General features: G+C 72.1%; 21 protein-coding genes and 1 pseudogene. 12 read left to right on the top strand and 10 right to left on the bottom strand.

What is annotated here, in order from left to right; all coding sequences use genetic code 11:
• Window positions 1-205: 205 nt before the first annotated feature.
• A complete protein-coding gene (locus FKN01_RS28070) occupies window positions 206-1153 on the top strand; it encodes an AfsR/SARP family transcriptional regulator (protein WP_143625409.1) in 948 nt (315 codons plus the stop codon).
• Here FKN01_RS28070 and FKN01_RS28065 read toward each other — a convergent pair.
• The 7 genes from FKN01_RS28065 to FKN01_RS28035 form a co-directional block, all read right to left on the bottom strand.
• The gene (locus tag FKN01_RS28065) at window positions 1135-1677 is read right to left on the bottom strand and encodes a phosphopantetheine-binding protein (protein WP_143625407.1); all 543 of its coding nucleotides are present in this window, start codon (window positions 1675-1677) and stop codon (window positions 1135-1137) included. The genes FKN01_RS28070 and FKN01_RS28065 overlap by 19 nt on opposite strands.
• Window positions 1678-1785: 108 nt before the next feature.
• Window positions 1786-2619: an AfsR/SARP family transcriptional regulator gene (locus FKN01_RS28060; RefSeq protein ID WP_143625405.1), complete on the bottom strand. Its 834-nt coding sequence runs from the start codon at window positions 2617-2619 to the stop codon at window positions 1786-1788.
• A gap of 108 nt (window positions 2620-2727) precedes the next feature.
• Window positions 2728-4320, bottom strand: coding sequence for an acyl-CoA carboxylase subunit beta (locus FKN01_RS28055; protein WP_143625453.1), 1593 nt, complete (start codon window positions 4318-4320; stop codon window positions 2728-2730).
• Window positions 4321-4330: 10 nt separating this feature from the next.
• Entirely contained in the window at window positions 4331-4558 is a 228-nt protein-coding gene (locus FKN01_RS28050) for an acyl-CoA carboxylase subunit epsilon (RefSeq protein ID WP_143625403.1), read from the bottom strand.
• Window positions 4559-4642: 84 nt separating this feature from the next.
• Complete coding sequence (locus tag FKN01_RS28045; protein ID WP_185993019.1) at window positions 4643-6640, bottom strand: condensation domain-containing protein; 1998 nt, start codon at window positions 6638-6640, stop codon at window positions 4643-4645.
• A 62-nt stretch (window positions 6641-6702) separates the two neighbouring features.
• Window positions 6703-7509: an AfsR/SARP family transcriptional regulator gene (locus tag FKN01_RS28040; RefSeq protein ID WP_143625401.1), complete on the bottom strand. Its 807-nt coding sequence runs from the start codon at window positions 7507-7509 to the stop codon at window positions 6703-6705.
• A 357-nt stretch (window positions 7510-7866) separates the two neighbouring features.
• Window positions 7867-8451, bottom strand: coding sequence for a ScbR family autoregulator-binding transcription factor (locus tag FKN01_RS28035; RefSeq protein WP_143625399.1), 585 nt, complete (start codon window positions 8449-8451; stop codon window positions 7867-7869).
• Window positions 8452-8913: 462 nt separating this feature from the next.
• On the opposite strand from FKN01_RS28035, the gene FKN01_RS28030 reads away from it, so the two are divergent.
• The gene (locus FKN01_RS28030) at window positions 8914-9870 is read left to right on the top strand and encodes a ScbA/BarX family gamma-butyrolactone biosynthesis protein (RefSeq protein WP_143625397.1); all 957 of its coding nucleotides are present in this window, start codon (window positions 8914-8916) and stop codon (window positions 9868-9870) included.
• A gap of 215 nt (window positions 9871-10085) precedes the next feature.
• On the opposite strand, the gene tpg is transcribed toward FKN01_RS28030, so the two are convergent.
• Complete coding sequence (tpg, locus tag FKN01_RS28025) at window positions 10086-10640, bottom strand: telomere-protecting terminal protein Tpg (RefSeq protein WP_143625395.1); 555 nt, start codon at window positions 10638-10640, stop codon at window positions 10086-10088.
• Between the two features lie 12 nt (window positions 10641-10652).
• The gene (gene tap / locus FKN01_RS28020) at window positions 10653-12788 is read right to left on the bottom strand and encodes a telomere-associated protein Tap (protein WP_143625449.1); all 2136 of its coding nucleotides are present in this window, start codon (window positions 12786-12788) and stop codon (window positions 10653-10655) included.
• Between the two features lie 534 nt (window positions 12789-13322).
• Between tap and FKN01_RS28015 the strand changes: the two genes are divergently transcribed.
• From FKN01_RS28015 to FKN01_RS28000, 4 genes are all read left to right on the top strand, one after another.
• On the top strand, window positions 13323-14438 hold the full coding sequence (locus FKN01_RS28015) for a bifunctional DNA primase/polymerase (protein WP_313906181.1): 1116 nt from the start codon (window positions 13323-13325) through the stop codon (window positions 14436-14438).
• A gap of 17 nt (window positions 14439-14455) precedes the next feature.
• A complete protein-coding gene (locus FKN01_RS28010; protein ID WP_143625445.1) occupies window positions 14456-15943 on the top strand; it encodes a phage/plasmid primase, P4 family in 1488 nt (495 codons plus the stop codon).
• Complete coding sequence (locus FKN01_RS28005) at window positions 15940-16332, top strand: DUF6009 family protein (RefSeq protein ID WP_143625393.1); 393 nt, start codon at window positions 15940-15942, stop codon at window positions 16330-16332. Before FKN01_RS28010 ends, FKN01_RS28005 begins: the two co-directional genes overlap by 4 nt.
• A gap of 80 nt (window positions 16333-16412) precedes the next feature.
• Window positions 16413-17924, top strand: a complete 1512-nt coding sequence (locus FKN01_RS28000) for an FAD-dependent monooxygenase (protein WP_260697041.1) — start codon at window positions 16413-16415, stop codon at window positions 17922-17924.
• A gap of 28 nt (window positions 17925-17952) precedes the next feature.
• Here the strand turns inward: FKN01_RS28000 and FKN01_RS27995 are convergent, their stop codons facing one another.
• Window positions 17953-18624 carry a ScbR family autoregulator-binding transcription factor gene (locus tag FKN01_RS27995; protein ID WP_143625391.1) on the bottom strand — a complete coding sequence of 224 codons (672 nt, stop codon included), beginning with the start codon at window positions 18622-18624 and terminating at the stop codon, window positions 17953-17955.
• A gap of 125 nt (window positions 18625-18749) precedes the next feature.
• On the opposite strand from FKN01_RS27995, the gene FKN01_RS27990 reads away from it, so the two are divergent.
• From FKN01_RS27990 to FKN01_RS27965, 6 genes and pseudogenes are all read left to right on the top strand, one after another.
• Window positions 18750-19616 (top strand): NAD(P)H-binding protein, encoded by an 867-nt coding sequence (locus FKN01_RS27990; protein ID WP_143625389.1) that lies wholly within the window; start codon window positions 18750-18752, stop codon window positions 19614-19616.
• Window positions 19617-20293: 677 nt separating this feature from the next.
• Window positions 20294-21319: a bifunctional DNA primase/polymerase gene (locus FKN01_RS27985; protein ID WP_143625441.1), complete on the top strand. Its 1026-nt coding sequence runs from the start codon at window positions 20294-20296 to the stop codon at window positions 21317-21319.
• Window positions 21316-22854 carry a phage/plasmid primase, P4 family gene (locus tag FKN01_RS27980; protein WP_143625387.1) on the top strand — a complete coding sequence of 513 codons (1539 nt, stop codon included), beginning with the start codon at window positions 21316-21318 and terminating at the stop codon, window positions 22852-22854. The genes FKN01_RS27985 and FKN01_RS27980 overlap by 4 nt, the downstream gene beginning before the upstream one ends.
• Window positions 22855-22977: 123 nt before the next feature.
• A complete protein-coding gene (locus tag FKN01_RS27975) occupies window positions 22978-23349 on the top strand; it encodes a DUF6009 family protein (protein WP_143625385.1) in 372 nt (123 codons plus the stop codon).
• Between the two features lie 173 nt (window positions 23350-23522).
• Entirely contained in the window at window positions 23523-24761 is a 1239-nt protein-coding gene (locus tag FKN01_RS27970; protein ID WP_143625383.1) for a ParA family protein, read from the top strand.
• Window positions 24758-25468: pseudogene (locus FKN01_RS27965) on the top strand (ParB/RepB/Spo0J family partition protein); the annotation flags it as partial. The gene FKN01_RS27970 and the pseudogene FKN01_RS27965, both read left to right, overlap by 4 nt.
• Window positions 25469-26171: the final 703 nt, after the last annotated feature.

Here is a 26171-nt window from a genome sequence, read left to right as displayed (position 1 = left end):
AGCCCCGGCCGCGCCGCGCACCTCATTCTCTCGTTCAGCGTTCGAGCAGCCTTCCAACCAGGTCTTGCGCCCGGATTGCGGCGCCCGGAGCGCCGCCTCAAGAACACGCTTACGACGGCTGGAGGGGCGCTCGGGCGGTGTCCCCCGGCCATCGGACGGTCGTTACCGTCCATGCCGTGACCGGATTCCGAGGGAGAGCCACCCGATGAGCGTCCTCGCCACTCCGCGCCCGGAGGCGGCGCGGTCCGCCGCCGCGAACAGCCGCGTCGAATTCCGGCTGCTGGGTCCGGTCATGGTCCACGACGGCACCGGGGGCGCCGACATCGTCCCGGCCGGGTCCAAGCAGCGGGCGCTGCTCGCCGCTTTCGTCACGCACGCCGGGGCGCTGCTCGACGTGGACCGGCTGGCGGCGGAGCTCTGGGACGGGGCACCTCCCGGGAACGCGGCGAACGCCCTTCAGGCCCATGTGGCCCGGCTGCGGCGGCTGCTGCCCGCGCCCGCGGAGTACGGCCACGCGTGGATCAGCACCCTGCCGACGGGCTACCTGCTCGACCTGGGCGGCGCCTCCACCGACGTCCAGCGCTTCGCCCGGCGCTCGGCCGAGGGGCGGGCGGCCGTCGCCACCGACCCGGCCCGGGCGGCGAAGATCCTGCACGGCGCCCTGGAGCTGTGGCGCGGCCCGGCGCTCCAGGACTGCCGCAGGGGCCCGGTGTGCGCGGCGGAGGCCGACCGGCTGGACGAGATGCGGCTCACCACGCTGGAGGCGCTGTACGAGGCGACCCTGCGCTGCGAGCGGCACGGTGAGTGCATCGGTGACCTGGAACGGCTGACCGCCGACCACCCGCTGCGCGAGCGGTTCTACGACCTGCTCATGGTGGCCCTGTACCGCAGCGGCCGTCAGGCGGAGGCGCTCGGCGTGTACGAGCGGGCCCGCCGCCGCCTGGTCGCCGCCCTCGGCATCGAACCGGGCCCGGCACTGCGCAGCCGCCTGGAGTCGGTGCTCACCCACTCCCCCGGCCTGTCCGCGCCCGTGGCCCCCGGCCTCCTGGACGAACTGGACCGGCTGCGCCGCCGGGTGGACGAGCTGGGCCGGCAGCAGCTGGAGCTGACCCGCCGGCTGAACGCGGCGGGCCCTCAGGCGGTGGCGAGGTGAGCGGCGAGCGCGGTGAGGTCCGGGTGGTCGTGAAGGGCGACGGCGCGCTCCCGTAGCCCGTACAGCCGGTTGACCGCCGTCATGAACTCCGCGCCCGCCCGGGCGTCGACCCCCAGATCGCTGAACGGGGTGCACGGGTCCAGGTCCCACGGATCGCAGGCCAGCACCTGCGCCAGCTCCTCGCGCAGCTCGTCGGCGGACGGCAGCGGACGGCGCGGCGGCGCGGCCGGGACGAAGACGGGCCCGGGGTCCGTCCCGCACCGCGTCTCCCGCGCGACATGCAGGGCGAACGCCTCGAGGCTGGGGTGGTCCAGGACGGCCGCGCCCTTGATGGCGGTACCGAAGCGGGCGTTGACGGTCGCGACGAACTCCGTGCCGAGCAAGGAGTCCAGGCCGATCTCCGGGAACGGCTGCCAGGGGTGCAGGGTGCACGCCTCGCGCCCGGTGACGTCGGCCAGCAGGCCGAGCAGCGCGGCCAGGACATCGGCGGGGGCGGCCACGCCGTCCCGCGGTGAGAGGGTCATGGGGCGTTCTCCGGACGGGCGCCGGGCCGGCGCGGCGGGGGCGGAGGGCGTGTCACGCGGCCCGCGCCGCTCCCGCGTTGCGCCCTCCCGGGACCGTGGGACGCGCGCTCAGCCGACCTGGGTCAGCCGCTCGCCGGTGTCGGCTGCGACCGTCCCGGGTGCGGGTGCGGACCCGGCTCTCAGAATGGAGCGCTGCAGTCGTTGCAGCCCTGCGGATGGCTCGAGCCCCAGCTCACCGACGAGCCTGGCCCGCAGCCGGTGGTAGGCGTCCAGCGCCTCGCTGCGCCGGCCCGAGCGGTGCAGGGCGACCATGTAGTGGGCGTGCAGGTTCTCGTGGGTGCGGTAGCGGCTGACCAGGACCGTGAGTTCGCTCAGCAGCTCGCGGTGCCGGCCGAGCCGCAGGTCGGCGTCGATGCGCTGGTCGAGGGCGCACAGCCAGGTCTCTTCCAGGCGCCGGATCTCCATGTCCAGCCGCGGCCCCGTCCGTACGTCCACGAGGGCGGAGCCGGTCCACAGGGCGAGCGCGTCCCGCAGTTCGCGGGCGGCGCGCCGGTAGTCGCCCGCGTCGCTCGTGCGGTAGCCGCAGCCGACGAGCCGTTCGAACTCGCGGACGTCGACGCTGCCGCCCGAGGTGTGCAGCGTGTACCCGCCCGGAGCGGTGACCAGGACGTCCTTGGCCGTACGCGACGGGGCGTCGCCCGGGGCGCGTTCCAGCGCCGCGGCGATGAGCTCGCGCACCTGCAGCACGTAGGTCTGCAGCGTGGTGCGGGCGCTGCGCGGCGGGTTCTGGCCCCACAGCTCCTCGATCAGGTCGGGCACGGAGACGACGCGGTCGGCGTGCACGGCCAGGAGGGCCAGCACCTGCCGGGCCTTCGGCGCGGTCGGGGTGACCGAGATCCCGCCTTCGGTGACGACCAGCGCGCCCAGTACTTCGATGTCCATGGTGCTCCCCCTCTTCACGCACGAGTCATCAGCGAAGCTAAAAACAGGCCACGCGGTTTGTCAATACCAAACCGCGTGCCCTGTTTACAAGGGAGGTCCAGGCAGCCTCTACTGCGGGGGGTTGCCGTGCTTGCGGGCCGGCAGGTCGGCGTGCTTGGTGCGGAGCATCGCGAGCGAGGCGATCAGGACCTCGCGCGTTGCGGCCGGGTCGATGACGTCGTCCACGAGCCCCCGCTCGGCGGCGTAATAAGGGTGCATCAGCTCGGTCCTGTACTCCTTGACCATCCGCGCGCGCATCGCCTCGGGGTCCTCGGCCTCCGCGATCTGCCGCCGGAAGATGACGTTGGCGGCGCCCTCCGCGCCCATGACCGCGATCTCGTTGGTGGGCCAGGCGTAGGTGAGGTCCGCGCCGATCGACTGCGAGTCCATGACGATGTAGGCGCCGCCGTACGCCTTGCGCAGGATCAGCGAGATACGGGGCACGGTGGCGTTGCAGTACGCGTAGAGCAGCTTGGCCCCGTGCCGGATGATGCCGCCGTGCTCCTGGTCGACGCCCGGCAGGAAGCCGGGCACGTCGAGGAGCGTCACGATGGGGATGTTGAAGGCGTCGCAGAGCTGCACGAAGCGCGCGGCCTTCTCGGACGCCTCGATGTCCAGCACCCCGGCCAGGGACTTCGGCTGGTTGGCGACGATGCCCACCACCTCGCCGCCCAGCCGGGCCAGGACGCAGATGATGTTGCGCGCCCAGTGCTCGTGGACCTCCAGGTACTCCCCGTCGTCCACCAGTTCCTCGATGACCTCCGCCATGTCGTACGGGCGGTTGCCGTCCACCGGCACCAGATCGAGGAGGGTGTCCGAACGGCGGTCCACCGGGTCGGCGGTCGGCGCCACGGGCGGGTTCTCGCGGTTGTTCTGCGGCAGCAGGGACAACAGGTACCGGACCTCGGCGATGCAGGTCTCCTCGTCGTCGTACGCGAAGTGCGCGACGCCCGACGTCTCGGCGTGGACGTCCGCGCCGCCCAGGCCGTTCTGGGTGATCTCCTCACCGGTGACCGCCTTCACGACGTCCGGACCGGTGATGAACATCTGCGAGGTCTCACGGACCATGAACACGAAGTCGGTGAGGGCCGGGCTGTAGGCCGCACCCCCCGCACACGGGCCGAGCATCACACTGATCTGCGGGATCACACCCGAAGCCCTGGTGTTGCGCTGGAAGATCCCGCCGTAACCGGCGAGCGCCGAGACGCCCTCCTGGATACGGGCGCCCGCGCCGTCGTTCAGGGACACCAGCGGCGCACCCGCCGAGATGGCCATGTCCATGATCTTGTGGATCTTCGTCGCGTGCGCCTCGCCCAGCGCCCCGCCGAAGATCCGGAAGTCGTGCGCGTACACGAAGACCGTCCGGCCCTCGACCGTGCCCCAGCCGGTGACGACGCCGTCGGTGTACGGCCTCTTCGCCTCCAGGCCGAAACCCGTCGCCCGGTGACGGCGCAGCTGCTCCACCTCGTGGAAGGAACCCGGGTCGAAGAGGAGCTCGATGCGCTCGCGGGCGGTCAGCTTGCCCTTGGCGTGCTGCACCTCGGTCGCCCGGTCACCCGGTCCGCGCTCCGCCGCCGCGTGGATCTCGCGCAGTTCCGCCACGCGGCCACGGAGACCGGCCTGCCCCAGCAGTTCCGGGACGGGGACGGGGGAAGTGGTCATCGACATGTCGTCAGGTCCCTTCCTGGAATGCGTTGCCGCGCCGGCGCCAGCTGCGCGGAGCTCGGTAGACGGGCACCGGGCTCCACCCCGGGACGCGCCCGGCCGGGACCTCGCCCCGCTGCCCGCCGGCCTCCGCCCGCAGGGCGAGCAGCACGACCATGAGCGCGGCCAGCTCCTCCTCGGTGGCCCGTCCGCGCTCGATGCGCAGCGCGGGCGCTGCCGGTTCCGGACCGCCCATAACCCACCTCCAGCGTTTACGGCAGCATCGGCCACCCCGCTGGAGCACCGCTCCGGCCCCACTGGAGAACCGCTCGGCAGCCGGTCAACGGCTCCCCGCGCGCACCGATTCCAGCCCGGCCGCCAGCGCGACGGCACAGCCCGGACCGCTGCCGACCCCGGTCATGACGACGGCCGCGACCGTGCCCTCGGGCGCCGCGCACGCCATCTCGTACGCGGCCACGCCCCCCGGCCCGGCACCGCACAGCACCAGCCGCCCGGCCCCCGACAGCCCGGGCAGCGCCGAAGGCTCCCCCGGACGCGCCGCCCGCAGGCTCACGATGCGTTCCGGGCCCCGGTGATGACGTACCAGCGCCTCGTACGCACCCGCGGGCACACCCGGCACCCGCACCAGCACGATCGTGTCGGCCGACGGGCCCCCGGCGCGCAGCACCGTCGCGTCGGGCCCCTCCGGCACGGGCGGACGGGGCAGCACGCGGGGCACCTCGGAGCCCCGGAGGAGTTCGAGGAGATCGCCGACGGCGGACTGCGGATCGCGGTGGTCCGGCAACGACCTCAGCAGCCGGACGCAGTGCGAGAGCAGGGCGGAGGCGTCCACGTCCCCCAGACACCGGCGGTCGTAGCGCACCGTGAGGGAGAGCCCGCCGTCCGCGTCGTGCCGGGCCGCGAGGGTGAGCGGCAGTCCGGGGTGGGCGCTGATGACGCGCGGGGCGTCCACCTCGACGTCCTGGGCGCGCAGCTCCGCCAGCAGCGCTACGGGCAGCTCGACCCGGCGGTCGAACACGATGCCGGTCTCGAAGAGTTCGGCATCGGGGTTCCGGCCGGTCCAGACCCGGACCCGGTCGCCCGGCACCCAGGCGTGGACGGCCAGATCGAGCGCGGCGTCGCGCGCCTGCCCCAGAAGACCGGCCACGGGCTCGGCGGGGTCGACGGTGACCGTCATCGGCAGCGGGTTGCCCAGCAGCCCGGGAATCCCCGCGGCGCCCTCCATCGGGATGTCCCGGGCCGACAGGTGCACGCCGAAGCTGACCGGCACCGGGCCGACCGCACCGCCCGCCCGGTACAGCAGCAGCGCCCACACGGCGTGCAGGGCGCTGGACTCCCCCGCCCCGCGCATCGCTGCCCAGGTGCGCAGCCGGGTGGTCTGGGGCGGTCGCAGCCGCCGGTGGACGCGTCCGGTGCCGAGGGCCGCGGCCGGCGACCCGTCGTCCGGGGCCTCGGGGGCGGCCGTCTCCGGGGGCACGTCGACCGTCGCCCAGTAGGCGCGGGCGCCCTCGGTCCGCTGCCGGGCCAGCCACCGGGCGTGGTCGCGCACATCGGGGCGCCGCTCACGTCCGGGCAGGGTGCCGCCGCGGACGTAGGCCCGGTAGAACTCCCGCAACAACAGGTGGACCCCGCGCTCGTCCAGCAGCGCCCGGTGATGGGTGAGCAGGACGCGGGTGGGCGCGCGGGTGCCCCCGGGCCGGGGCGGCCCCTCCAGCAGGGTCACGCGCAGCAGACCGGGGCGGTGGGGTGCGAAGCCGCGCAGGCGGTCGCGCTCGATGAGGTCGCTCCAGGAGACGGCGCCGTGCGCGAGGTGGGCGACGTCGATCTCCGCCCACTCGTGCAGCGCCAGGCGGGGCAGGTGCGTCCAGTCGAAGGCCGCCCGCAGCACGGTCTCCCGGTCGGCCACGGACAGCCAGGCGGCGGTGAACCGGGCCAGGTCAACCGGCCCCGTCCAGTTCCAGGCGACCTGGCCGACGTGGCCGCCCGCCGGCTCCTCGACCGCCGCCCGGATCAGGTCCTGCTGGTGTCCGGTCACCGCGACGGTGTCGCGAGCGCCGCCCGCCAGTGCCAGGACGTCGGCGAGCACCGCGGGTCCGGGCCGGGCCGGGCCGCCCCGCGCGTGCTCGACGCGCAGGGTGTGGCGCCCGGTGCCGGACGCCGCCACGGTCACCGTGTACGCGTGACGCTGGGTCACCCGGGCCGCCACCGACTCGGCCCGGCCGGGGCCGAGGGGGCCGCACAGCTCCGCCTCGACCGACGGGCCGGAGGCGGCGGGCACCGGCGCGAAGACCACCGCGAGCACCGGATCGTCACTCATCGGGGCCCTGATCCCGCGTACGCCGCATCACATGCCCTCCCTCAGCCGGTACGGCTGCCCTCTCAGGCGAGCCGCACTCCGCCCGCCCCCGCGACGCCCTCGGGCCGGGCCATGAGAATGGAACGCTGCAGCTTGGCCAGCGCGGGCGAGGGTTCGAGCCCGAGCGTGCGGACCAGCGTGGAGCGTAGCCGCTGGTAGGCGTCCAGCGCCTCGCCGCGCCGCCCGGAGCGGTAGAGGGCGAGCATGTACTGGCCGCACAGGCTCTCGTGGGTGGAGTACCGGCTGAGCAGGACGGTGAGCTCGGAGAGCAGTTCGCGGTGGCGGCCCAGCTTGAGATCGGCCTCGATGCGCTGGTCCAGGGCGCACAGCCGGCTCTCCTCCAGCCGCTTGATCTGGGTGTCCAGGTGCGGCCCGGTGTGTACGTCGGCGAGTGCCGGACCGGTCCACAGGGCCAGCGCCTCGCGCAGCAGCCGCGCGCCCTCGGGGAAGTCCTCGGCGTCCATGGCCCGGTATCCCATGCCGGCCAGCCGCTCGAACTCCTGCACGTCGTGGCTGCCTTCGCCGCTCCGCAGTAAGTAGCCCCCGGGAACGGTGAGCAGGACGTCCTTGGCGGTGCGGGTGTCGTCGCCGTGCTCTTCGAGCGCCGCGGTGATCAGCTCGCGCAGCTGGAGGATGTACGTCTGGAGGGTGGGCCGGGCGCTGCGCGGCGGCTCGCTCCCCCACAGCTCCTCGGTGAGGGCGCCCACGGGCACCACCTCGTCGGCGTGCAGGGCCAGCAGAGCGAGCACCTGCCGGGGCTTGGGGGCGGTCGGTGTGATCGAGGTGCCCATTTCCCGCACGTCGAGCGTGCCGAGTACGTCGATGTCCACGCCGTCTCCCCGTCATCCCCCCGGCCGCCCCGGGCGGCCTGGAACTTCTGCTGACGGAATGATTTAAAAACAGCACGAGCGGTATGTCAATACCAAACCGTGCGTCCTGTTTAGTCTCGCGCGGAGCACCAGCGATCCTTGAGGGTGGGCCATCTTGATCCGATAAATGTCCCCAAATACGGACAAGGGGAAGGGCGTTAGGGGCGCGCCACCCCTGCCATCCACCCCCGATCGACCAGACCGCACGGGCTGTTTTTCCCGGTGGAGAGCGGGAGGGACGGGCGCGAGGGCGGGGCAGCTGCGAGGCGGCGGTCGGCAGGATGCGCGGAACCCACCCGCCCCGGGCGGCCCCCGATCCTACTCCGCCGGGCTCAGCCGAGGCAGCGCGAACGACCACAGCTGGACCAGCCGCTCAGCGGACCGCCAGTACCGGTCGACCGCGCCGAGGGTCTCCAGGCCGAGCGTCGCCGCCACGATGACCACCGCCGCGTCCTCGGCCGAGACGTCCTCGGCCAACTCACCGTCGACGCGGGCCTGGACGAGGGCCTCGCGCACCCACTCGTACCACCATTCGTGCAGTTTGGCCTCGCTCTTGCGCGAGGGGTCGCCGCCCAGCCGGAAGCCCGCGCGCACGACCGGGTCGTCGGTGACCGCGTCCATCAGCCGGCCCACGGCGGCGACGAGCCCCTGGAGCCGGCCGCCCGCGGCGGTCCGCACACTCTCCTCGGTCAGCGCGAGGGCGGACTGCGCGGCGGCCGACTCCACGGCGGCGGCCAGCGCGTCCTTGTTGGGGAAGTGGAAGTGCAGGGCGCCCGAACTCACTCCGGCCCGGCCGCTGATGACCGGGAGCGTCGCCATCGCGTACCCGTCGGCGCCGAAGACCTCCGCGGCGGCCGAGATGAGGGCCTGACGCGTCACAGCCGCTCGCGCCTGCTTCACCATCGTGTCCTCCTCGGGGCGGGGCGAGGGAACCGGCGTGGAGTCGCCCGATTCACCCTGGATTCTCCATACTGACTCGTGCTCACCTTAGCAAACCGCACGGCTGGTTGGTTTATGCGTCCCCGGGCTCGCGCACGCCACCCCTGGGAGCAGTTGGTTTCTCCAGTCCCTCTCGTCGGAGAATGCACCGCAAACCAACAAAAGAAACCGCCTGACAGGTTTCTTCTTGCGAGGCACACGCACCTGCCTCGACCAGCGACAGCCCCTCGTGCACCTTCTGCCCGTTTTTCTGCCTCATTGAGAAGGGTCAAGTACCCGTTAGGAAGCATGAAACGGAATGCGATATTCAAGTAAACGCTTGATTCTTGGTAAAGTCTTTACTTTTGGGCCGATTGAAGAAAACCGGTAGGTCCGTATCTTAAGTGGCGTCGCCGAACGCAGGTTTCAAGTCAAGACGGGGGCCCCATGAGTCTCACCACTGCTGAAGCCAGAACCGCACTCCCGGCCGCTCCGCGGCTGACCAGCACGGTCGCGAAGGAGTACGTGCACCGCGACTCGGTCGCCGAGGTGTTCCTCACCGGGTGCGACTCCCGGGACGGGACGAACTTCGCGCTCACCGGCCAATGGCCCCGCGCCCACACCATGTTCCGGAGCCAGGACGGCACGAGCCATGACCCGCTGCAGGTCGCGGAAACGTTCCGCCAGGCGGGCATCTACGTCTCCCACGTGGAACTGGGCGTGCCGCTCGGCCACGCCTTCGTGATGTCGTCCATCACCTACACGGCCGACCCCGAGAACCTGCGCATCGCCTCGGGCCCCACCGACTTCGACCTCGACACCCGGTGCACGGACGTCGTCCGCCGCAGGGGCGTCGCCAGCCGTGTCGCCTTCGAGTTCGCGCTCCGCCGGAGCGGCCGTTCCCTGGCGGGCGGCACCGGGCAGATCTCCGTCATCCCCCCGGCCGTCTACAACCGGTTACGCCAGAGCCGTACCGCCCAACCGCCCGTCACCGAACCGCACCCGGCCCGCAACCCGCTGCCGCCGGCCGTCGTCGGACGGCCGTTCACCACGGACGTCGTGCTCTCCCCCGCCCCCGGGTCCGCTCCCGGCGGCAGCCCGCGCTGGCTGCTCACGCCGGATCTCGACCACCCGATCCTCTTCGACCACAAGGGCGACCACGTGCCCGGCATGGTGCTGCTCGAAGCGGCCCGCCAGGCCGCCTGCGCCGTCATGGCGCCCCGGACGTTCACCCCGGCCGCCGCCGCCAACGACTTCCACCAGTACGCCGAACTCGACCGGCCCTGCTGGATCGAGGTGACCCGGGTGGAGCACGAGCCCGGCAACATGGTCACCGTGGAGATCACCGGCCACCAGGACGGCACGGACGTCTTCACCTCGGTGCTCACCGGTCCGGTCGACTAGGCGGCCCTGCCCGCCACCCGGAAACCACCCCCGTACCGCTCTGGGTCGCTGACCCGCCCGCGCGAGAAGAAGCGCAGGTCACGCCCGTACGCGCCGCGACCACAGCGACCGAAGCGACCGAAGGACCCGCCGCGCCCGTACGCGGGAGGCACGCCCCACCGGAGGGCCGTGCCTCCCGCGTACACGTGCGGCGGACGCGGACCAGTGGCAGCCCGTCAGAGGTCGAAGGCCACGTGCTCCAGGTCGGTGTACTCCACCAGGAGCCCCTGGGCCCGCCGCCCGCCGTCCTTGAAATAGATCTCCTGCAGACCCTCGGCAGCGACCTCCTGGAGCTGGCGGTCGCTGCCGCCCTGCTCCCGGAGTTCGAAGAGCCGCGCCGCGTACACCGGCGGGAGCGCCACGGTGAGGTGGCGCAGCCGGGCGTCGTCGGTGGAGCCGGGCGCCGCCGTGTAGCCGAACCGGGCGCGGGTGTCGATGACGATGCCCCCGGTGGTCGCCGCCGCCTTGCGGGCCTTCGCCTGGATTCGCGGCTGCCAGCGCCGCCTGACCTCGCGGTCCATGCGGGCGGCCAGCTCCGGGCGGGGCTTCCTCAGCTGGTCGCGCACATACCGTTCGACCGTGCGCTGGCTGATCCCCAGCAGTCCGGCGACGGCCCTGGTGCCCTTGAGCTGCTTGACGAGGTAGCGCATCTGCGCACCGGCCGACTTGGGCGCGGGCCGGGTGAACGCCCGCTGGAGCGCCTCGTCGAGACCTTCCCCGACCGTGTTCATCGGCTGGTTCCCCTACTCTCCGTCGTCCTTGGCGGTGACCGCGCCGTCCTTGATGTACCGGGCCAGGTTGAGTTCCGGACCGTACTCCTCCCGGACGCCCTCCGCCCACAGCGTGGTCTGCGAACCCTCGTGCTTCACCATTCCCGGGCTGACCCCGAGCCGGAAGCCCCCGGGCAGCGGTTTGCCGCCCGGGTACGGCAGGAAGTCCAGCGGGGACGGCCCGTCGGAGGCGTACACCGCGCAGTCCGAGAGCACGGCCACCGGGTACTGGCCCGTCGCGGCGGCCAGCCGGACCATCTTGCGGTGCATGTTGATCCGGGCCCGCGAGATGACGGCGGCCCGGATGTCGGGGCGCCAGGTCGGCCGGCTCAGCGCCGGCCACGGCCGGCCGGGCCGCCAGCCACCGCCGCGTGGCCGCTCCCTCAGCTTCCCGATGCCCCCCTTGACCGTCGCCTTGATCGCCGAGAGGACGACCGCCAGCTGCGGATCACGGTCCCGGTATCCCTCCATCGCCGCCAGGAACGCGTCGGGTGTCAGTCCCTCGTCCACGCCCAGGTCCGCCATGGTCGCCAGGTACGCATCGCGCAGCCGCTTGTACCAGCCGTCCAGATAGCGCCCGTTGACCGGGCGCACCCACGCCTCGGCGGGCGCCACCTCGTAGCCGAGCTCCACGGCGTACGCCACGGTCGGCGTCGCGTACCAGGCAGGGCCCTCCGGGCGGTCGCCCTTCGGCGTGAACGGGCTGGGGAGCAGGTCGCCGTCGAGCCGCCGCCACTGCTTGCCGATCATGACGTGGGACGGGTCGACGTGCGAGAGGTCCACCAGCCAGGAACCGGGCAGCGCGGGGTCGAACGCGGGGCTTTTCACATGCACAGGCGCCTCCAGGCCGACGACCGCCCCGTTGGCGGCAGCGCCGAAGGCGAGGTTGACGTCGATGCCGACCAGGTGGCGCTTCAGGCACTCGTCGTCCGTGAGGGGCCGCGCCCAGTCGTACGCCTCCTCGAACAGCATCTCGGCCGGACCGCGCTGGTGGAAACGGGGCAGGTCCGCGAGGAGCGGGTGCCCGTCGGGGGCCTCGCAGGGGGCGCACTCGACCGGCTCGGAGCCCAGCGAGCCGGGATTGCGCTCGCGGTGCCGCCGGCCGTCCGCGTCGGGCGCGCTGGCCCGGGTCGGCGGGTGCAGCGAGGTCATGAGTTCGAGCCCGGTGACGGCGGTGGAGCCCCGGGGCGTCATCACGCGGGAGGCGTACGTGCCCAGCAGCCGTACGAGTTCGGCCGGCGGAAGCTGCGAGGCGCCGTTCCAGTGGCGGGCGTCGAGCGCGTTCCAGCCGGGGACGCAGAGCTGGACGCAGCTGCGGCGCGAGCCCTGGGCGGGCCGGTAGATCCGCGCCCAGGGGCCGAATCCGCGCCGGGTGAGCTTCCAGTCCGCCCGGACCAGCTGCTTGATCACCTTGTGGTCCTCCGGCAGCCTCCCGGCCAGCCCCTCCTCCCGCGACAGCCGTACGGGCAGCCCGAACCGCTCGCACGCCGCCTCGGTGAGGACGAGCAGCGGATCGGCGTCCTGACCGCTCGGGTGCAGCCGCTCGGCGCCCAGGCGCGCGTCGCCCAGGGCCCATTCGACCAGGGCGGGGAGCGACTTGGCGGGCACGTCGAGCACCAACCCGCCCACGCAGTACGCGGACGCCTCGCCGCCCTCCACGTCCACGACGGCGAGCGGCCCGTGCTCGTAGCGGGGGGACTGGGAGGCCCGGGCGTTGCGGACCTGACCGGGCTCGGCAGCCGGCGCTTCGCTCTCACGGGCGGCGGGGAGCGCGTCGGCCGCGACCGGTTCAGACGCGACCGGCTGCGTCGCAACCGGCTGAGTCTCGACCGGTTCAGACGCGGGCTCCTCCGGGGCGAACCGCGCGGCAAGCCCTTCCAGCAGCCGGGCGTACGCGGCCCGCTTCGGCGGCCGGGGCTCGCTGCGCCCGGCCTCCCAGTTGCCGACCGACTCGCGGCGGCTCTTCAGTGCCTTCGCGACCTGGTCCTGGCTCAGCCCGGCGGCCTCGCGCAGCCGCTTGCGTTCGGCCGGCGGCGGCAGCGGGTCCTGCGCGATCTGCTCCAGCAGCGCGTCGACCGCGCTGAACAGCAGCTGCTCCTCGTGGGACAAAAAGATCACCTCGTACGCCACCCTACCGAACCGCTCATTGGAACACTCGTGGATGTCGCACGGATTGCGCACGCCGTTCGGTGCGCTGGAGGCGGGATTCAGCCCGGCTGGAAACGACCGGACTGTTTTCCGGCATCCGGCGACCGGACCGGAGCGACCGGAAGTCCGCTCGGTAGCTGGAATCCCGAGAGCAGAATCGCAGGTCACACGTGCGACCCGATTGCGGAGCGACCGAAGCGACCCAGGGATCAGATATATGCGGCCATTGGCGTGTGCGCGCGTGCGCGTCATATATGGAGAGCTTCGGTCGCTTCAGTCGCTTTTCCCTCAGGCACACGGCTGTGACCTGCGGGTTCACGGACACCATGGGGAGCGACCGAGCGACCGGGAATCGCTCGCGGCCCGGTCACTGCGTAGCTGCGGGCACGTTTCGACGGGCACATCCGTTCTGCCGCAGGGGCCTCTTCTCCCTCGGGGCTTTCGCTAATCTATTTCTGCGAGTTGAGTCGCTTCAGTCGCTGATGGGGGAAGTGAATGGCAGCTGAACTGCGGGTCTCGCGCGGCGACTCACGGCAGTTCACGGGGGCCGAGCCGGTCGCTGCGCAGCCTCTGACGACAGCATGGTGGTGTGCGCGCCAGGGGTGGCCGGTTCATCCTCTTGCGCCGGGCCGCAAGACACCGGTGGCGAACTGCGAGGCGTGCCGCCGCCCGGGCCACGACCGCGCCCGGTGCGGCTGTCTGCGTTCGGGCCGCTGGTGCCACGGGTTCCACGCGGCGACGCTCGACCTCGACCGTATCGGGCAGTGGTGGGGCGTCCGCCCGGAGCCCGGGGTCGGCGTGGCCACCGGCCCGGCGGGCCTCGTCGTCATCGACGTCGACGCGCACCCCCGCGAACTCCCCGGCCGGGACCGCCTGTTGCCGGGCGTCGGGATAGCCGCCGGGATCGACCTGACCGGCCTGGCCAACGGCTTCCACACCCTGGGCCTGCTGGCCGCCCTGCGCGGCGCTGCCAGCCCTGCGGACGACGCGTCCACGCTCCGGGTCCGCACCCCGTCGGGCGGCATGCACGTCTGGTACCGCAACGACGGCGGCCACCGCTGGCAGTGCTCGGCCGGTTCGGGCAGCGGGCGGGCCCTCGCCTGGCAGGTCGACGTCCGGGCGCACGGCGGGTACATCGTTGCGCCCGGCACCGTCACCGAGGCCGGGACCTATCGCCCGGTCGGAGCCGTACGCACTCCCGCCCCGCTGCCCGCCTGGCTCGCCCGGGAGCTCCAGCGCACCGGCCACCTGCCCGCCAGCCCCGCGCGGGGGCCCAGACCGGTGCCGCCCCGGGCCAGGCAGGCGGTGCTCGCGGCGGGCGGCCGGTCCGACGCTGCGGGCGAGCGCCTGCTGGCGGGCCTCCTCGCCGAGGTCAGGGCCTGCGCGGCCGTCCCGGAGGGCGCCGCGTTCTCCGAGAAGCTGAACCGGGCCGCGTACACGGCGGGCGGTCTCGTCGCCGCCGGGCACGTCACCGAGGACCAGGCCGTACGGGCGTTGCGCGAGGCCTCCGAGCTGGCCCGGCCGGGCCAGGAGCGGCGCGGCCTCGCCATCATCCGGGGCGGCCTGGGCGCGGGGCGGCTGCGGCCGCTGGCCCTCGGGGGGCGCGCGTGAGCGCGGACCAGGACAGAGTGCTGCCGTCGCCCTCCTTCGACGTACGGGCCGTGGCCGCGCAGATCCTCGCGCAGCCCTTACCGCAGCCCCGGCAGCGCGACGACGCGTCCATGCCGTACGCCACGGCGGACGGGCTGCTGCCCGACACCCTCACCGACCGGGGCAACGCCAAGCTGTTCGTCAGGCTCTACCGCAACGACTACCGCCATGTGCCCGGCATCGGCTGGTTCCGCTGGGACGGCACCCGCTGGCAGTTCGACGAGGACGACACGGTGTTGTGGTCGGCGGGCGACCTGGCGGAGTCACTCGCCACCACCGACCCGCGCGGCGTGTTCACCCCCGCCGCGCTCCAGCAGCACCGCCGGCGCACGCTCAGCACGAGCGGGATGAACGCGATGCTGACCCAGGCCAGGTCCGCGCCGGGCATGGTCCTCAACGCGGCGCTGCTGGACGCCGATCCGTACGCGCTGTGCACTCCGGCGGGCGTGGTGGACCTGCGCACCGGATTCATCCGCCCCGCCGAACCCACCAAGGACTTCCACTCCCGCTCCACCTCGGCGGCCCCTCAGGCGATGCCCACACCGCGCTGGGACCGCTTCCTGGCCGACACCTTCGGCGAGGGTCCGGACGGCGCGGAGATGATCTCCTTCCTCCAGCTGCTGCTCGGCTACTCCATCACCGGTGACGTCGGCGGCCAGGTGATGCCGTTCCTGTTCGGCTCCGGCAAGAACGGCAAGTCGGTGCTGCTGGACGTCCTGATGAAGCTTCTGCGGGACTACGCGGACGCGGCGCCGCCCGGCTTCCTGATGTCACGCCCGTACGAGGGCCACCCCACGGACCTGGCCGAACTGCACGGCCGGCGGGTCATCGTGTGCAGCGAGGTCAAGCCGGGCGACCGCTTCGACGAGGCCCGGGTCAAGCTCCTGACCGGCGGGGACCGGATCAAGGCCCGCCGGATGCGGCAGGACTTCTTCAGCTTCGAACCGACCCACAAGATGTGGCTGCTGGGCAACCACCGCCCCGAAGTCGGCACGGGCGGCTTCGCGTTCTGGCGGCGCATGCGCCTCATCCCGTTCGAACGCGTCGTCTCGGACCACCGCAAGATCGACAACCTGGCGGACATCCTGGTCACCCAGGAGGGCCCGGGCATCCTCAACTGGCTGATCGAGGGCGCCCGTCGCTACCTGGGCGGCGACAAGGACCTCTCGGGACCGGAGAGGGTGCGGATCGCGACGACCGTGTACGCGGAGACCGAGGACCACACCGGGCGGTTCGTCGGCGAGACCTGCCGGCTCGACGCCGGGCTCCGCGCCGAACAGGCCCAGCTCTACGCGGCCTACAAGCGCTGGTGCCAGAATGAGGGCGTTCCGGCGATTTCGTCGAGAGCCTTCGCGGCGCACATCCGCGAAGTGGTGGGGCTGGCATCACCGAAGGAAATGATCTTTTCCAACCAGCGCAAGTACTACCCGGGCATCGGCCTGCTCGCGGACGAGGAGACATCATGAGCGCCCTCATCGCAGAGGACGAGATCGTCCACGAGGTGGACCTCGTGTGGCTCGAGGACATCAGCGTGCTCGACTACGTCCGCCAGAGCCTGGACCGCCTCCCGACCCGCCGGGGCAGACCCGCCTACCACCGCGACGGAAGAATGGTCGGCTACGCCCTGCTCGGCCCGAAGGCCAAGCCGTCGCGCTCCTCGGGCACCTTCCGGCGCCGGGTGTTCTGGCTGCTCCCCCACGACCGGGACACCGACCCCGACGGGCTGTACGCGCGGGGCGCGCCGGCCGAGGCCGTGGACGTGCGGACGCTGGCACCGGGCAGCAAGGGCCACAAGACCGAGCGCTCGGAGGGGGGCCCGATGTCGTCGGCGGGCGCCCGGGAACTCCGGCCGTAGCGGTACGTCCACGGCCTGGCCCTGCCCGGGATGGTTGAAAAACAGCACGTCCGGTATATTTCTTCCTGACGGGGACAACCGTGGACAGGAAGGGCACCGCCGTGCAGGGGGAACGTTTCACCGGGACCCAGGTGCTCGTCGCCGGCGGAGGGCCCGTCGGCATGCTCGTGGCGGGCGAACTCGCGGCGTACGGCGTCGACACCGTACTGCTCGAAGCCAGGACCGAGGTCTGCGACCAGCCCAGGGCGACCACTCTGCACGCCCGTGCGGTGCAGTCCCTGGCCCGCCGGGGCCGCCTCCCTGGCCCGTCCTCGCACCCGGCCGGACCGGCCACCAGCGCCTTCCACTTCGCGGGGCTCCCCGGCCTGACCATCGCCGCCGCCCCGGCCGAACCGGAACCGGTCCTCAAGTGCGTCCAGGCCGCTCTGGAACGCCGTTGGGAGGCCGAGGCGCGTGCCGCCGGGGCCCGCGTCCTGCGCGGCCACCGCCTCCTCGACGTCGTCCAGGACGAGGACGGCGTACGGGTCACGGCCGAGGGCCCCGGGGGGCGGGCACTCTTCCGCGCCGGGTATCTGGTCGGGGCGGACGGCGCCCGCAGTACGGTCCGCGCCAGGGCGGGCATCGAGTCCGACGTCTTTCCGGCGACGGTGTCCGCCCTGATGGGGACCGTCACGCTGGCCGATCCGAAGTCCCTGCCCAAGGGCTGGCACCGCACCCCGCGCGGCTGGATCGTCGCCAAACACGACGGGAACCGCACCCATCTGCGCACGCTCAACTGCGCCGGCCCCCACCCGGACCGGCGGCGGCCCGTCACCCTGGAGGAGCTGCACCGCGAGGTGGCACACATCGCGGGCCGCGACATCGCGATGCATTCCCCGTCCTGGCTGAGCCGCTTCAGCGACTTCGCCCGGCTGGCCCGCACCTTCTCCCGGGGGCGCGTCTTCCTGGCCGGCGATGCCGCGCACGTCCACTTCCCCATCGGCGGCCAGGGCCTGAGCACCGGAGTGCTCGACGCGCTGAACCTGAGCTGGAAGCTCGCCCTCGCGGTGCAGGGCTCGGCGGGGCCCGCCCTGCTGGGCGGCTACGACGCGGAACGCAGGCCGCTCGCCCGGCGCGTGATCGACGGCACCCTGGCCCAGCTGGCCCTGATGCGCCCCGGGCCCGAGGCGGACGCCCTGCGCGCGGTCTTCACCGGCCTGCTCGCGGACGAGGCCGGATACGGCCACCTCAGCGGCCTGATCAGCGGCCAGGACACCGTGCTGCCCGACCCGACCGGCGCGGGCGGCCCGGCCGCGGGGACGTACCTCGGCAACACCGCACTGAGCACCCCGGACGGCGACACCGACGTCATCCGCCTGCTGCACGACGGGCGGCCGCTCCTGCTGCTCCTCGGTGAGAAGACGGACGGCCACCGGGAGGACGCCCGCGCCTGGGCGGGCATCCTGCGCATCGTGAGGGCACGCCCCACACCGGGCGTGCCGTACGAAGCGGCGCTGCTGCGGCCCGACGGCTACCTCGCCTGGGTCCCCGGCGACGGCCGCCTGCGAGAGGTGCTGGCGGCGTACTTCGGCCCAGGCACTCCCGCCGGGTGAGCCCCGCGGTCTGCGGGGCCTTCGCCGCTCAGCTCGCGGTCTCCAGAACGTCGCGCCGGTCGGCCGCCCTCACGGCCTCCGCGTACACCCTGGCCCCCCGGGTCTCGGACAGGTCGAGCGAGGCCAGCACCGACGGCACCACCGCACTGGGCAGCAGATGACGCATCAGGGCGGACACCCGCACCACCAGATCGCGGTACTCGCACACGGCCTGGGACATGGACTGGATACCGGCGAAGGAACCCACGATGACCTCGGCCGTCTCCGCCGGCACGATGTGCGGCAGCAACTCGCCCTGGGCCTGCGCCTGCTGGAGCAGTTCCACGCCGACCTCTCCCCACCGCAGGAACGGCCCGCTGCGGTCGAGGTTCTGCGTCAGCTGGTCCATCGTCAGCCGGACGCCCGCCCGCACCATCGGATCGGTCTGGAGGCGGTGCGCCTGAAGCATCACGACGTCCACCACCTCCTGCACCTTGGACGCGCGGATCGGCACGATGATGCGCTGGTCCTGCTCGGAGAGAACGCCCTGGGCCAGGTCTTCCTTGGAGTGGAAGTGGAAGTACAGCGCGCCCTTGGTCACCCCCGCCTCGGTGAGGATCTGGGAGATCGTGGCCGCTTGGTACCCCTGCTCCTCAAAGATCTTGGCCGCCGCCGAAAGAATCGTCTGCCGGGTACGGATGGCCCGCAGCTGCTCAGCCACTGTGTCTCCTCCCTCCTCGGGGTGGTCGAACGTGGAGAGATAAATAAACCGTCCAGTTCGTATCTTACAGGCCGGCCTCCTCCCTCCGCCCCGGTCGGGGAAATGTCCGGCAGGAAAGGGAAACCATGATCCTCGTCACGGGCGCAACCGGGACGATCGGCCGTGAAGTGCTCCGCCGCCTCCCCTCGGACCGGCCCGTACGCATCATGGCCAGGCACCCCGAGCGGGTCACCGGCGCGCCTGCGTCCGCCCGGATCGTCCACGGAGACTTCACCGACCCCGCCTCCCTGACGGACGCTCTGCACAACGTCCACACGGCCTTCCTGGTCACGAATCCCGACGGGGCCGACGACGCGCGCTTCCTGGATCCGGCCCGCGCGGCCGGTGTCCGGCACATCGTCAAGCTCTCGGCAGCCGCCGTCACCGATCCCGCCGCCCAGGACCTGATCACCCGTCGCCAGCGCCACAACGAGGACCTGCTGCGCGCCTCGGGCCTGCGCTGGACCCTGCTGCGCCCCCGCGCCTTCATGTCCAACACCCTGTCCTGGGCCCGCTCGATCCGCTCCGGCCGGGTGGTGCGCGCACCGTACGGCACCTCGTCCAACGCCTGCGTCGACCCCGGGGACGTCGCGGAGGTGGCCACCCTGGCCCTCACCGGGCGGGGCCGGGACCACCTGGACGCGGCCTACACCCTGACCGGCCCTCAGGCGCTTTCGGCGTCCCAGCAGACGGCTCAGCTCGCCGAGCTCCTCGGCCTGCCGCTGCGCTTCGAGGAGCTGAGCCCTCAGCAGGCCCGTACGGCCCTCGAAGCCCGCTACCCGGCCGATATGACCTCCGCCCTCCTGGAGAGCGCCAGACGCCAGCACAGCGGCTCCAAGGCCTACGTGGACCCCACCCTCCCCGGCCTGCTCGGGCGCCCGGCCCGGACGTTCCGCGACTGGGCCGCCGACCACCTGGACGCGTTCCGGCCCGACTCCCCCGCCAGGGACTGAAGCCCCTTCAGTCCCTCACCCCTCGGTCCCCCTTCGGTCCCTCCGACAAAACCGCAGGTCAGAGGCCTGCACACCTCAAGAACCAGGGTCCAAAGGGACTGAAGGGACTCAAGGTCGGTAGTTATAAGCCAATTGCGGGTGCGTGTGTATGCACCCGCGCGTAGAACAACCCTATATATCCCTTTGTACCTACTACTCTGGTCCTGAAGCGCTGATAACTACCGACCTTGAGTCCCTTCAGTCCCTCCGTTTTTCACCCGCAAGCCTCTGACCTGCACTTTCACCCGAGGGACCGAAGAGGGACCGAAACTCCCAGTCCCTCCGCTCCACGTTCAGTCCCTCCCCTTCGGTCCCTCCCCACCGCCCCGGCTCGGCTCCCCGACACGCCCGGCCCGAACACACGACCCATCCCCGGCCAAGGGACCGAAGGGACTCGCGGAACGAGGAGTCCCGCCCGCTGCGGGCCGCCTGTTGTAGGCTCTGATCCGAATCTGAAAACTCAGTCCCTTCAGTCCCTTAGCCTGGCAGCGAAACCCTTCTGACCTGGCCTTTTATCTGAAGGGACTGAACCGTTCAGGACTGAACCACCTGTTGGCCCCTCGGCAAGGACGATCAGCGTGCCGCGTCAAAGAGAGACCGGTGGCCCGCGCGCGGCGGGACCCACGCGTCCCTTCGACATGGCCCGTTGGTGCGCGGCGAACGGCTGGCCCGTCCACCCCCTGGCCGCCGGACGCAAAACGCCTGCGGGCAACTGCCGGGCCTGCCGCGAGGACCCCCACCGCCCGGCGGACTGCCCCTGCCTGCCCGCCGGCAAGTGGTGCCACGGCTTCCACGCCGCGACCACCGACCCGGAGCGCCTGGCCGCCTGGTGGGGCGTCAACCCCTCGCTCGGCGTCGGCGTCTCGTGCGGCCCGGCCGGTCTCGTCGTACTGGACATCGACGCGCACAGTGCCGAAGTCCCGCACCGCGACCGGCTGCTGCCCGGCATCCCGATCCACGAGAGCATCGACCTCACCGGCCTGGCCTCCGGCTTCGACACCCTCGCGCTGCTGGCCGCCCTGCGCGGCCGGCCGAGCCCCGCGGACGACGAGGCCACCCTGCGCGTCCGCACCCCGTCCGGTGGCCTCCACATCTGGTACCGCACCGCACCCGGCGGACCGAACTACCGCTCGTCCGTGGGCTCCAGCCCCAAGGTCGCCCTGGCCTGGCAGGTCGACGTCCGGGCCACCGGCGGCTACATCGTCACCCCGGCCACCCGCACCCCCGCGGGCACCTACACCCCCGTCGGCGCGACCCGCCTGCCCGCCCCCCTCCCCGACTGGCTCGCCGCCGAACTCCGGCGCACCGGCCACGCACCGGACCCCGAGCCGGTACGGGTCCCGGCGCCCCGCCCCGTACGCGCGAAACGCACCGCACCGGGCACCCCGCGCGCGCTCCGGGTGCTGGAGCCCCTGCTCGCCGAGGTCCGGGCCTGCGCGGCGGCTGCCGAGGGCACCGCGTTCACCGAGAAGCTCAACCGGGCCGCCTACACCGCCGGCGGACTCGTCGCCGCCGGACGCCTCGCCGAACCCCGCGCCCAGATCCTGCTCACCGAAGCGGCCGACGCCGCGCGCCCGAACCGCCACCGGCACAGCCTCACCGTCATCGCCTCAGCCCTGTCCGCCGGCGCAGCCCGCCCGCTCGATCCCGAAGGACGCCCATGAGCAGCGCCGACAGCGGCCCGCGCTTCGACGCCACCGCCGCAGCGCAGCAGATGCTCGCCCTCGAAACCGAGGGCGGCCTCCCCGGCCTGCCCGCCCAGCAGAACGCCTCCGTGACGAGCGAACCACCGCCGCCCGAGGGCCGCCTGCCCGCCCTCCTGACCGACCGGGGCAACGCCAAGCTGTTCGCCGTCATGTTCGGCGACCAGTTCCGGCACGTCGAGGGCCTGGGCTGGTACCACTGGGACCAGTACCGCTGGAAGCGCACGGGCGGCGAGAAGGCCGCGGTCTGGGCGGCGGGCGACCTGGCCGAGCAGATGCCCCCCACCGATCCCACCGGCCAGTTCACGGACCGGGAAGTGCGCGCGCACCGCCGCCGTTCCATGTCGACCCCCGGCATCAAGGCCATGCTCACGCAGGCGAAGGCCTCCCCCGCCCTCGCCCTGGACCCCGACGTCCTGGACGGCGACCCCTACGCCCTGTGCACCCCGGCCGGCGTCGTGGACCTCCACACCGGGCACCTGCGCAAGCCCGACCCCGTGGGCGACATGCACTCCCGGGCCACCAGCGTCGCACCCGAGGCGACGCCCACCCCACGCTGGCACCGCTTCCTGCACGACACGTTCGGCGACGACGCCAAGGGCGAGGAGACGATCCACTTCCTCCACCTGCTCCTCGGCTACTCCGTCACCGGCGACGTCGGCGCGCAGGTGCTCCCGTTCCTGTACGGGACCGGAGCGAACGGCAAATCCGTCCTGCTGGACGTCATGACGCAGATCCTCGGCGACTACGCACAGGCGGCCCCGCCGGGCTTCCTCATGGAGAAGGGCAAGTTCTCCGAGCACTCCACCGAGCTCACCGAACTCCACGGGAGGCGCATCGTCGTCTGCTCGGAGCTCAAGCCGAACGACAAGTTCGACGAGTCCCGGGTGAAGCTGCTGACCGGCGGCGACCGCATCATGGCCCGCCGGATGCGGCAGGACTTCTTCAGCTTCAACCCCACCCACAAGCTCTGGCTGCTGGGCAACCACCGCCCCGAAGTCGGCACCGGCGGCCACGCGTTCTGGCGGCGCATCCGCCTCATCCCGTTCGAGCGCGTCGTCCCCGCAGCCCGCAAGATCGACAACCTCGCCAAGGAGCTCGTCCAGAGCGAGGGCCCCGGCATCCTGCAGTGGCTCATCGAGGGCGCCAAGCTCTACCTCGCCACCCGTGACCCGCTCGACGGCCCCGCAACGGTCCGCTCGGCCACCGCCGCCTACGCCACCACCGAGGACCACATCGGCCGCTTCCTCGCCGAGTGCTGCACCACCCAGACCGCGGACCTCCGCGTGGAACAGGGCCTGCTCTACGCGGCGTACAGCAGCTGGTGCGGAGCAGGCGAAGGTATCCGGCCTGCCACGGCCCGCGCGTTCGCGACCCGGGTCCGCCAGGAACTCTCCCTCGCCTCGCCCGCCGACATGATGAAGTCCAGCGGCAAGAAGTACTACCCCGGCCTGGGACTCCTCACCGACGACGACTCCAGGACCGGCCATGCCTGACGTACGTACCCGGCACACACCCGCCGGTCCGGCCTACCATGAACACGGTGCCCCCACCAGGGAACGTGCTCACACCCACCCCGGCCTCCTCCCGGCCGGCCGACACACAAAGGGGCTGCAGCCATGAGCTCGCTGCTGAACGAGAGCGACCTCCACCACGAGAACGCCGTGGTCTGGCTGGAGAACCCCGACAACCTCGACTACGTACGCCAGGCGCTCGACAAGACCACCCGCCGCCGCGGAAAGCCCCGCTACGAACGCGACGGCCGCATGGTCGGCTACACCGAGCTGGAGGCCCACACCGAGGCCGACCCCGACAGCGGACTCCACCTGCGCCGGGTCTTCTTCCTGCTCCCCCACGACCGCGACGCGGACCCGGACGGCCCGTACCACGAGGGCGCCCCCGGAGAGGCGGTCGACCCGAGCACCATCGAGCCGAAGCGCGTCGGAGACAAGACGCCCCGCTCACAGCGCGGCCGACTTATTACGCCGTAATACGCGGCCGACTGATTATTACGCCGTAATAATCGCCTTCGCACTCCCCCACCCCCCGAGCCCGGCTCCACGTCCACCCAGGAGCCGGGCTCCTGAGTACCCCCCAGCAAATAACAGCCAGAACTAACGCGTCGGTACCAAAAAGGATCACCGAAGTTAGTAAGGTGGCTGCCATGACTTCGCCCTCCCCCGGCGACCGCGAGAAGGTCGTCTCCAAGCTGCCCCCGGTACTGCAACAGGACCTGAAGGTCCGAGCAGCCCAGCACAACATCGACATCCAGCACGCCGTCGAAGCAGGCATCGAGGCATGGCGACGGCTCGGCTCCAACCTCTCCCCCATCGAGACCGCCGGCGCCAAGTCCTTCGCCACCTTCCTGCCTGACGGTCAGTGGGACGGCTTCCGCGCCGACTGCGCCTCCCGGGGCGTCTCCCTCATCCAGGGCCTCGCCCAGTCCGTCCTGATGTGGCTGGAGACGAACCCGGCCCCCACAGTCGTGCGCCCCGAGCACCCGAAGCGCATCATCACCTGCAACCAGAAGGGCGGCGTGGGCAAGACCGCCATCGCCGCCGGCACCGGCGAAGCCCTCGCCGAGGACCCGGGCGCCCTCCACCCGGTCCGCATCTCCAAGCACTTCGCGGCCGCCCTCGCAGAGGACGAAGCCCCCTCGCCCCTCGACTACGAAGACCTCCCCGGTCTCGGACTGCGCGTCCTCCTCGTGGACTTCGACCCCCAGTGCCACCTCACCAAGCAGCTCGGCCACCAGCCGCTGCCCATCGAGGGCGACAGCCTCACCAAGCACATGGCCGGGGAGGCCAAGGGCCGGCTCGCCGACCTCGTCGTCCCGATCGAGGACCCCCGCTTCGGCAACCGCCTCCACCTGCTGCCCGCCTGCACCGACGCCTTCCTCCTGGACGTCAAGCTCTCCGGGGTCCGGGCCCGCGAAGCGGCCCTGGAACGCGCCCTGTCCGCCATCGAGGCCGACTACGACGCCGTCATCATCGACTGCCCGCCCAGCCTCGGCCTCAGCATGGACGCCGCCGCCTACTACGGCCGCCGCCGCCAGGGCGAAGCCCCGGGCAACTCCGGCGTACTCGTCGTCGTCCAGGCCGAGGACAGCTCCGCCGACGCCTACGGACTCCTCACCTCCCAGATCGAGGACCTCCGTGACGACATGCACCTCGAACTGGACTACCTCGGCATCGTCGTCAACCACTACGACGCCCGCCGCGGCTACATCGCCACCTCGTCCCTCAACTCCTGGATGGACATAAAGGACCCCCGGGTCGTGGGAGTCATCGGAGACCTCAAGGAACAGAAGGAGGCCGTACGCGTGAAGCAGCCCCTGCTCGCCTACTCCCCCCGCTGCGACCAGGCCGTCGGCCTGCGCGCCCTCGCCCGGGAGATCTCATGAGCAAGGCATCCCGGCTCGGCGCCGGCTCCTCCTTCGGCCAGACCCAGTCCATCAGCGCCCGCCGCGCCGCCATCAACCAGGTCGCCGCCGCCCCCACCGAGGGTGCCCCGCCCCCGGTCCAGCTCCCCGTCGACACCATCAGCCTGAACCCCGACAACCCGAGGTCCGACCTCGGAGACCTCACCGACCTCGGCAACAGCCTCCGCGACCACGGCCAGAAGACCGCGATCAGCATCATGGGCCGCTTCGCCTACCTCGAAGGCAACCCGGGCCGCGAGGACGACCTCGAACCCGGCACCAAGTACGTCGTCATCGACGGCAACTCCCGCCTCGCCGCCGCCCGCGAAGCCGGCCTCACCGAGATCAAGGTGATGCTCGACGACAAGCTGGGCAGCAACCCCGACGAGATACTGGAATCGGCCCTCGTCGCCAACATCCACCGTCAGGAACTCAACCACCTGGACGAGGCGAAGGCCCTCGAACAGCTCCTGAAGATCCACGGCACCCAGGAAGCCCTCGCCGCCCGCCTCCACCGCTCCCAGGGCTGGGTCTCCCAGCGCCTCGCGCTGCTCTCCCTGACCCCCTCGCTCAAGGAGAAGCTCCAGTCGGGCGAGGAATCCGCGGCCACGCTGCGCCTGGTCGGCAAGAAGAAGGCCGAGGAGCAGGAGGCCCACCTCCAGCACCTGAAAGCCACCAGGACCCAGAAGCCCCGCACCCCCAAGCAGAAACGGCAGTCCCCCGAAGGGCCTCCCACCCGCCTGCCCTCGACCGACGCCTACACCCTGGCGCGCCTGATCATCGAGGAGCTCGACGTCGCCTCCCGGCGCAAGCTGACGGAGCTCCTCGTGGACTACAAGATCGAGGAGTCGAAGCGGATGAGAGCGGAGAAGTAGCCTCCGCCCAGGGCTGGGTGCGCATTATTACGCCGTAATAATGCGCACCCAGCCCTCGAGTATTACGCCGTAATAATCGAGGGGCCCGGTCTGCCTCGGGCCCGAACGACGGCGCTGGCAGGAGACGGCCACCGAACCGCCGGCACCGGGGCCCCGAGGGCAGCCGGGACGACGACCGCGAGCCGGCGGACAGGGGCGCCCGCCGAGCACGGAATGAGCGGAGCGCACCCGTCCCCCAGCGCGGACCGCCCGCAGTATTACGCCGTAATAATCCACGTCCAGGGCCCACGGGCCGCCGCACTATTACGCCGTAATAATCGGCGGCCGACGCGCAGGCACGAGCCGCCCGGGGGAGAGCACGCCGGACTCAGTCGGTCCCCGAAGGGTGGTCAGCTTCAAGCCCCCGGGGTCCGGTCAGATGGTGGTGCAGGCTTCACCCTGGTTCGGGTGCGCGGTGTACTGACCGTCGCCGCCGGGCCGGGCAGCATGGAGGGGACGGCGCGGGGGACCGCGTGAC

It is taken from the genome of Streptomyces sp. 130, assembly GCF_007096885.1.
GTDB lineage: Bacteria > Actinomycetota > Actinomycetes > Streptomycetales > Streptomycetaceae > Streptomyces.
The sequence above is the reverse complement of the archived record's forward strand: the minus strand, read 5'-3'. Positions and strand labels throughout refer to the sequence as shown.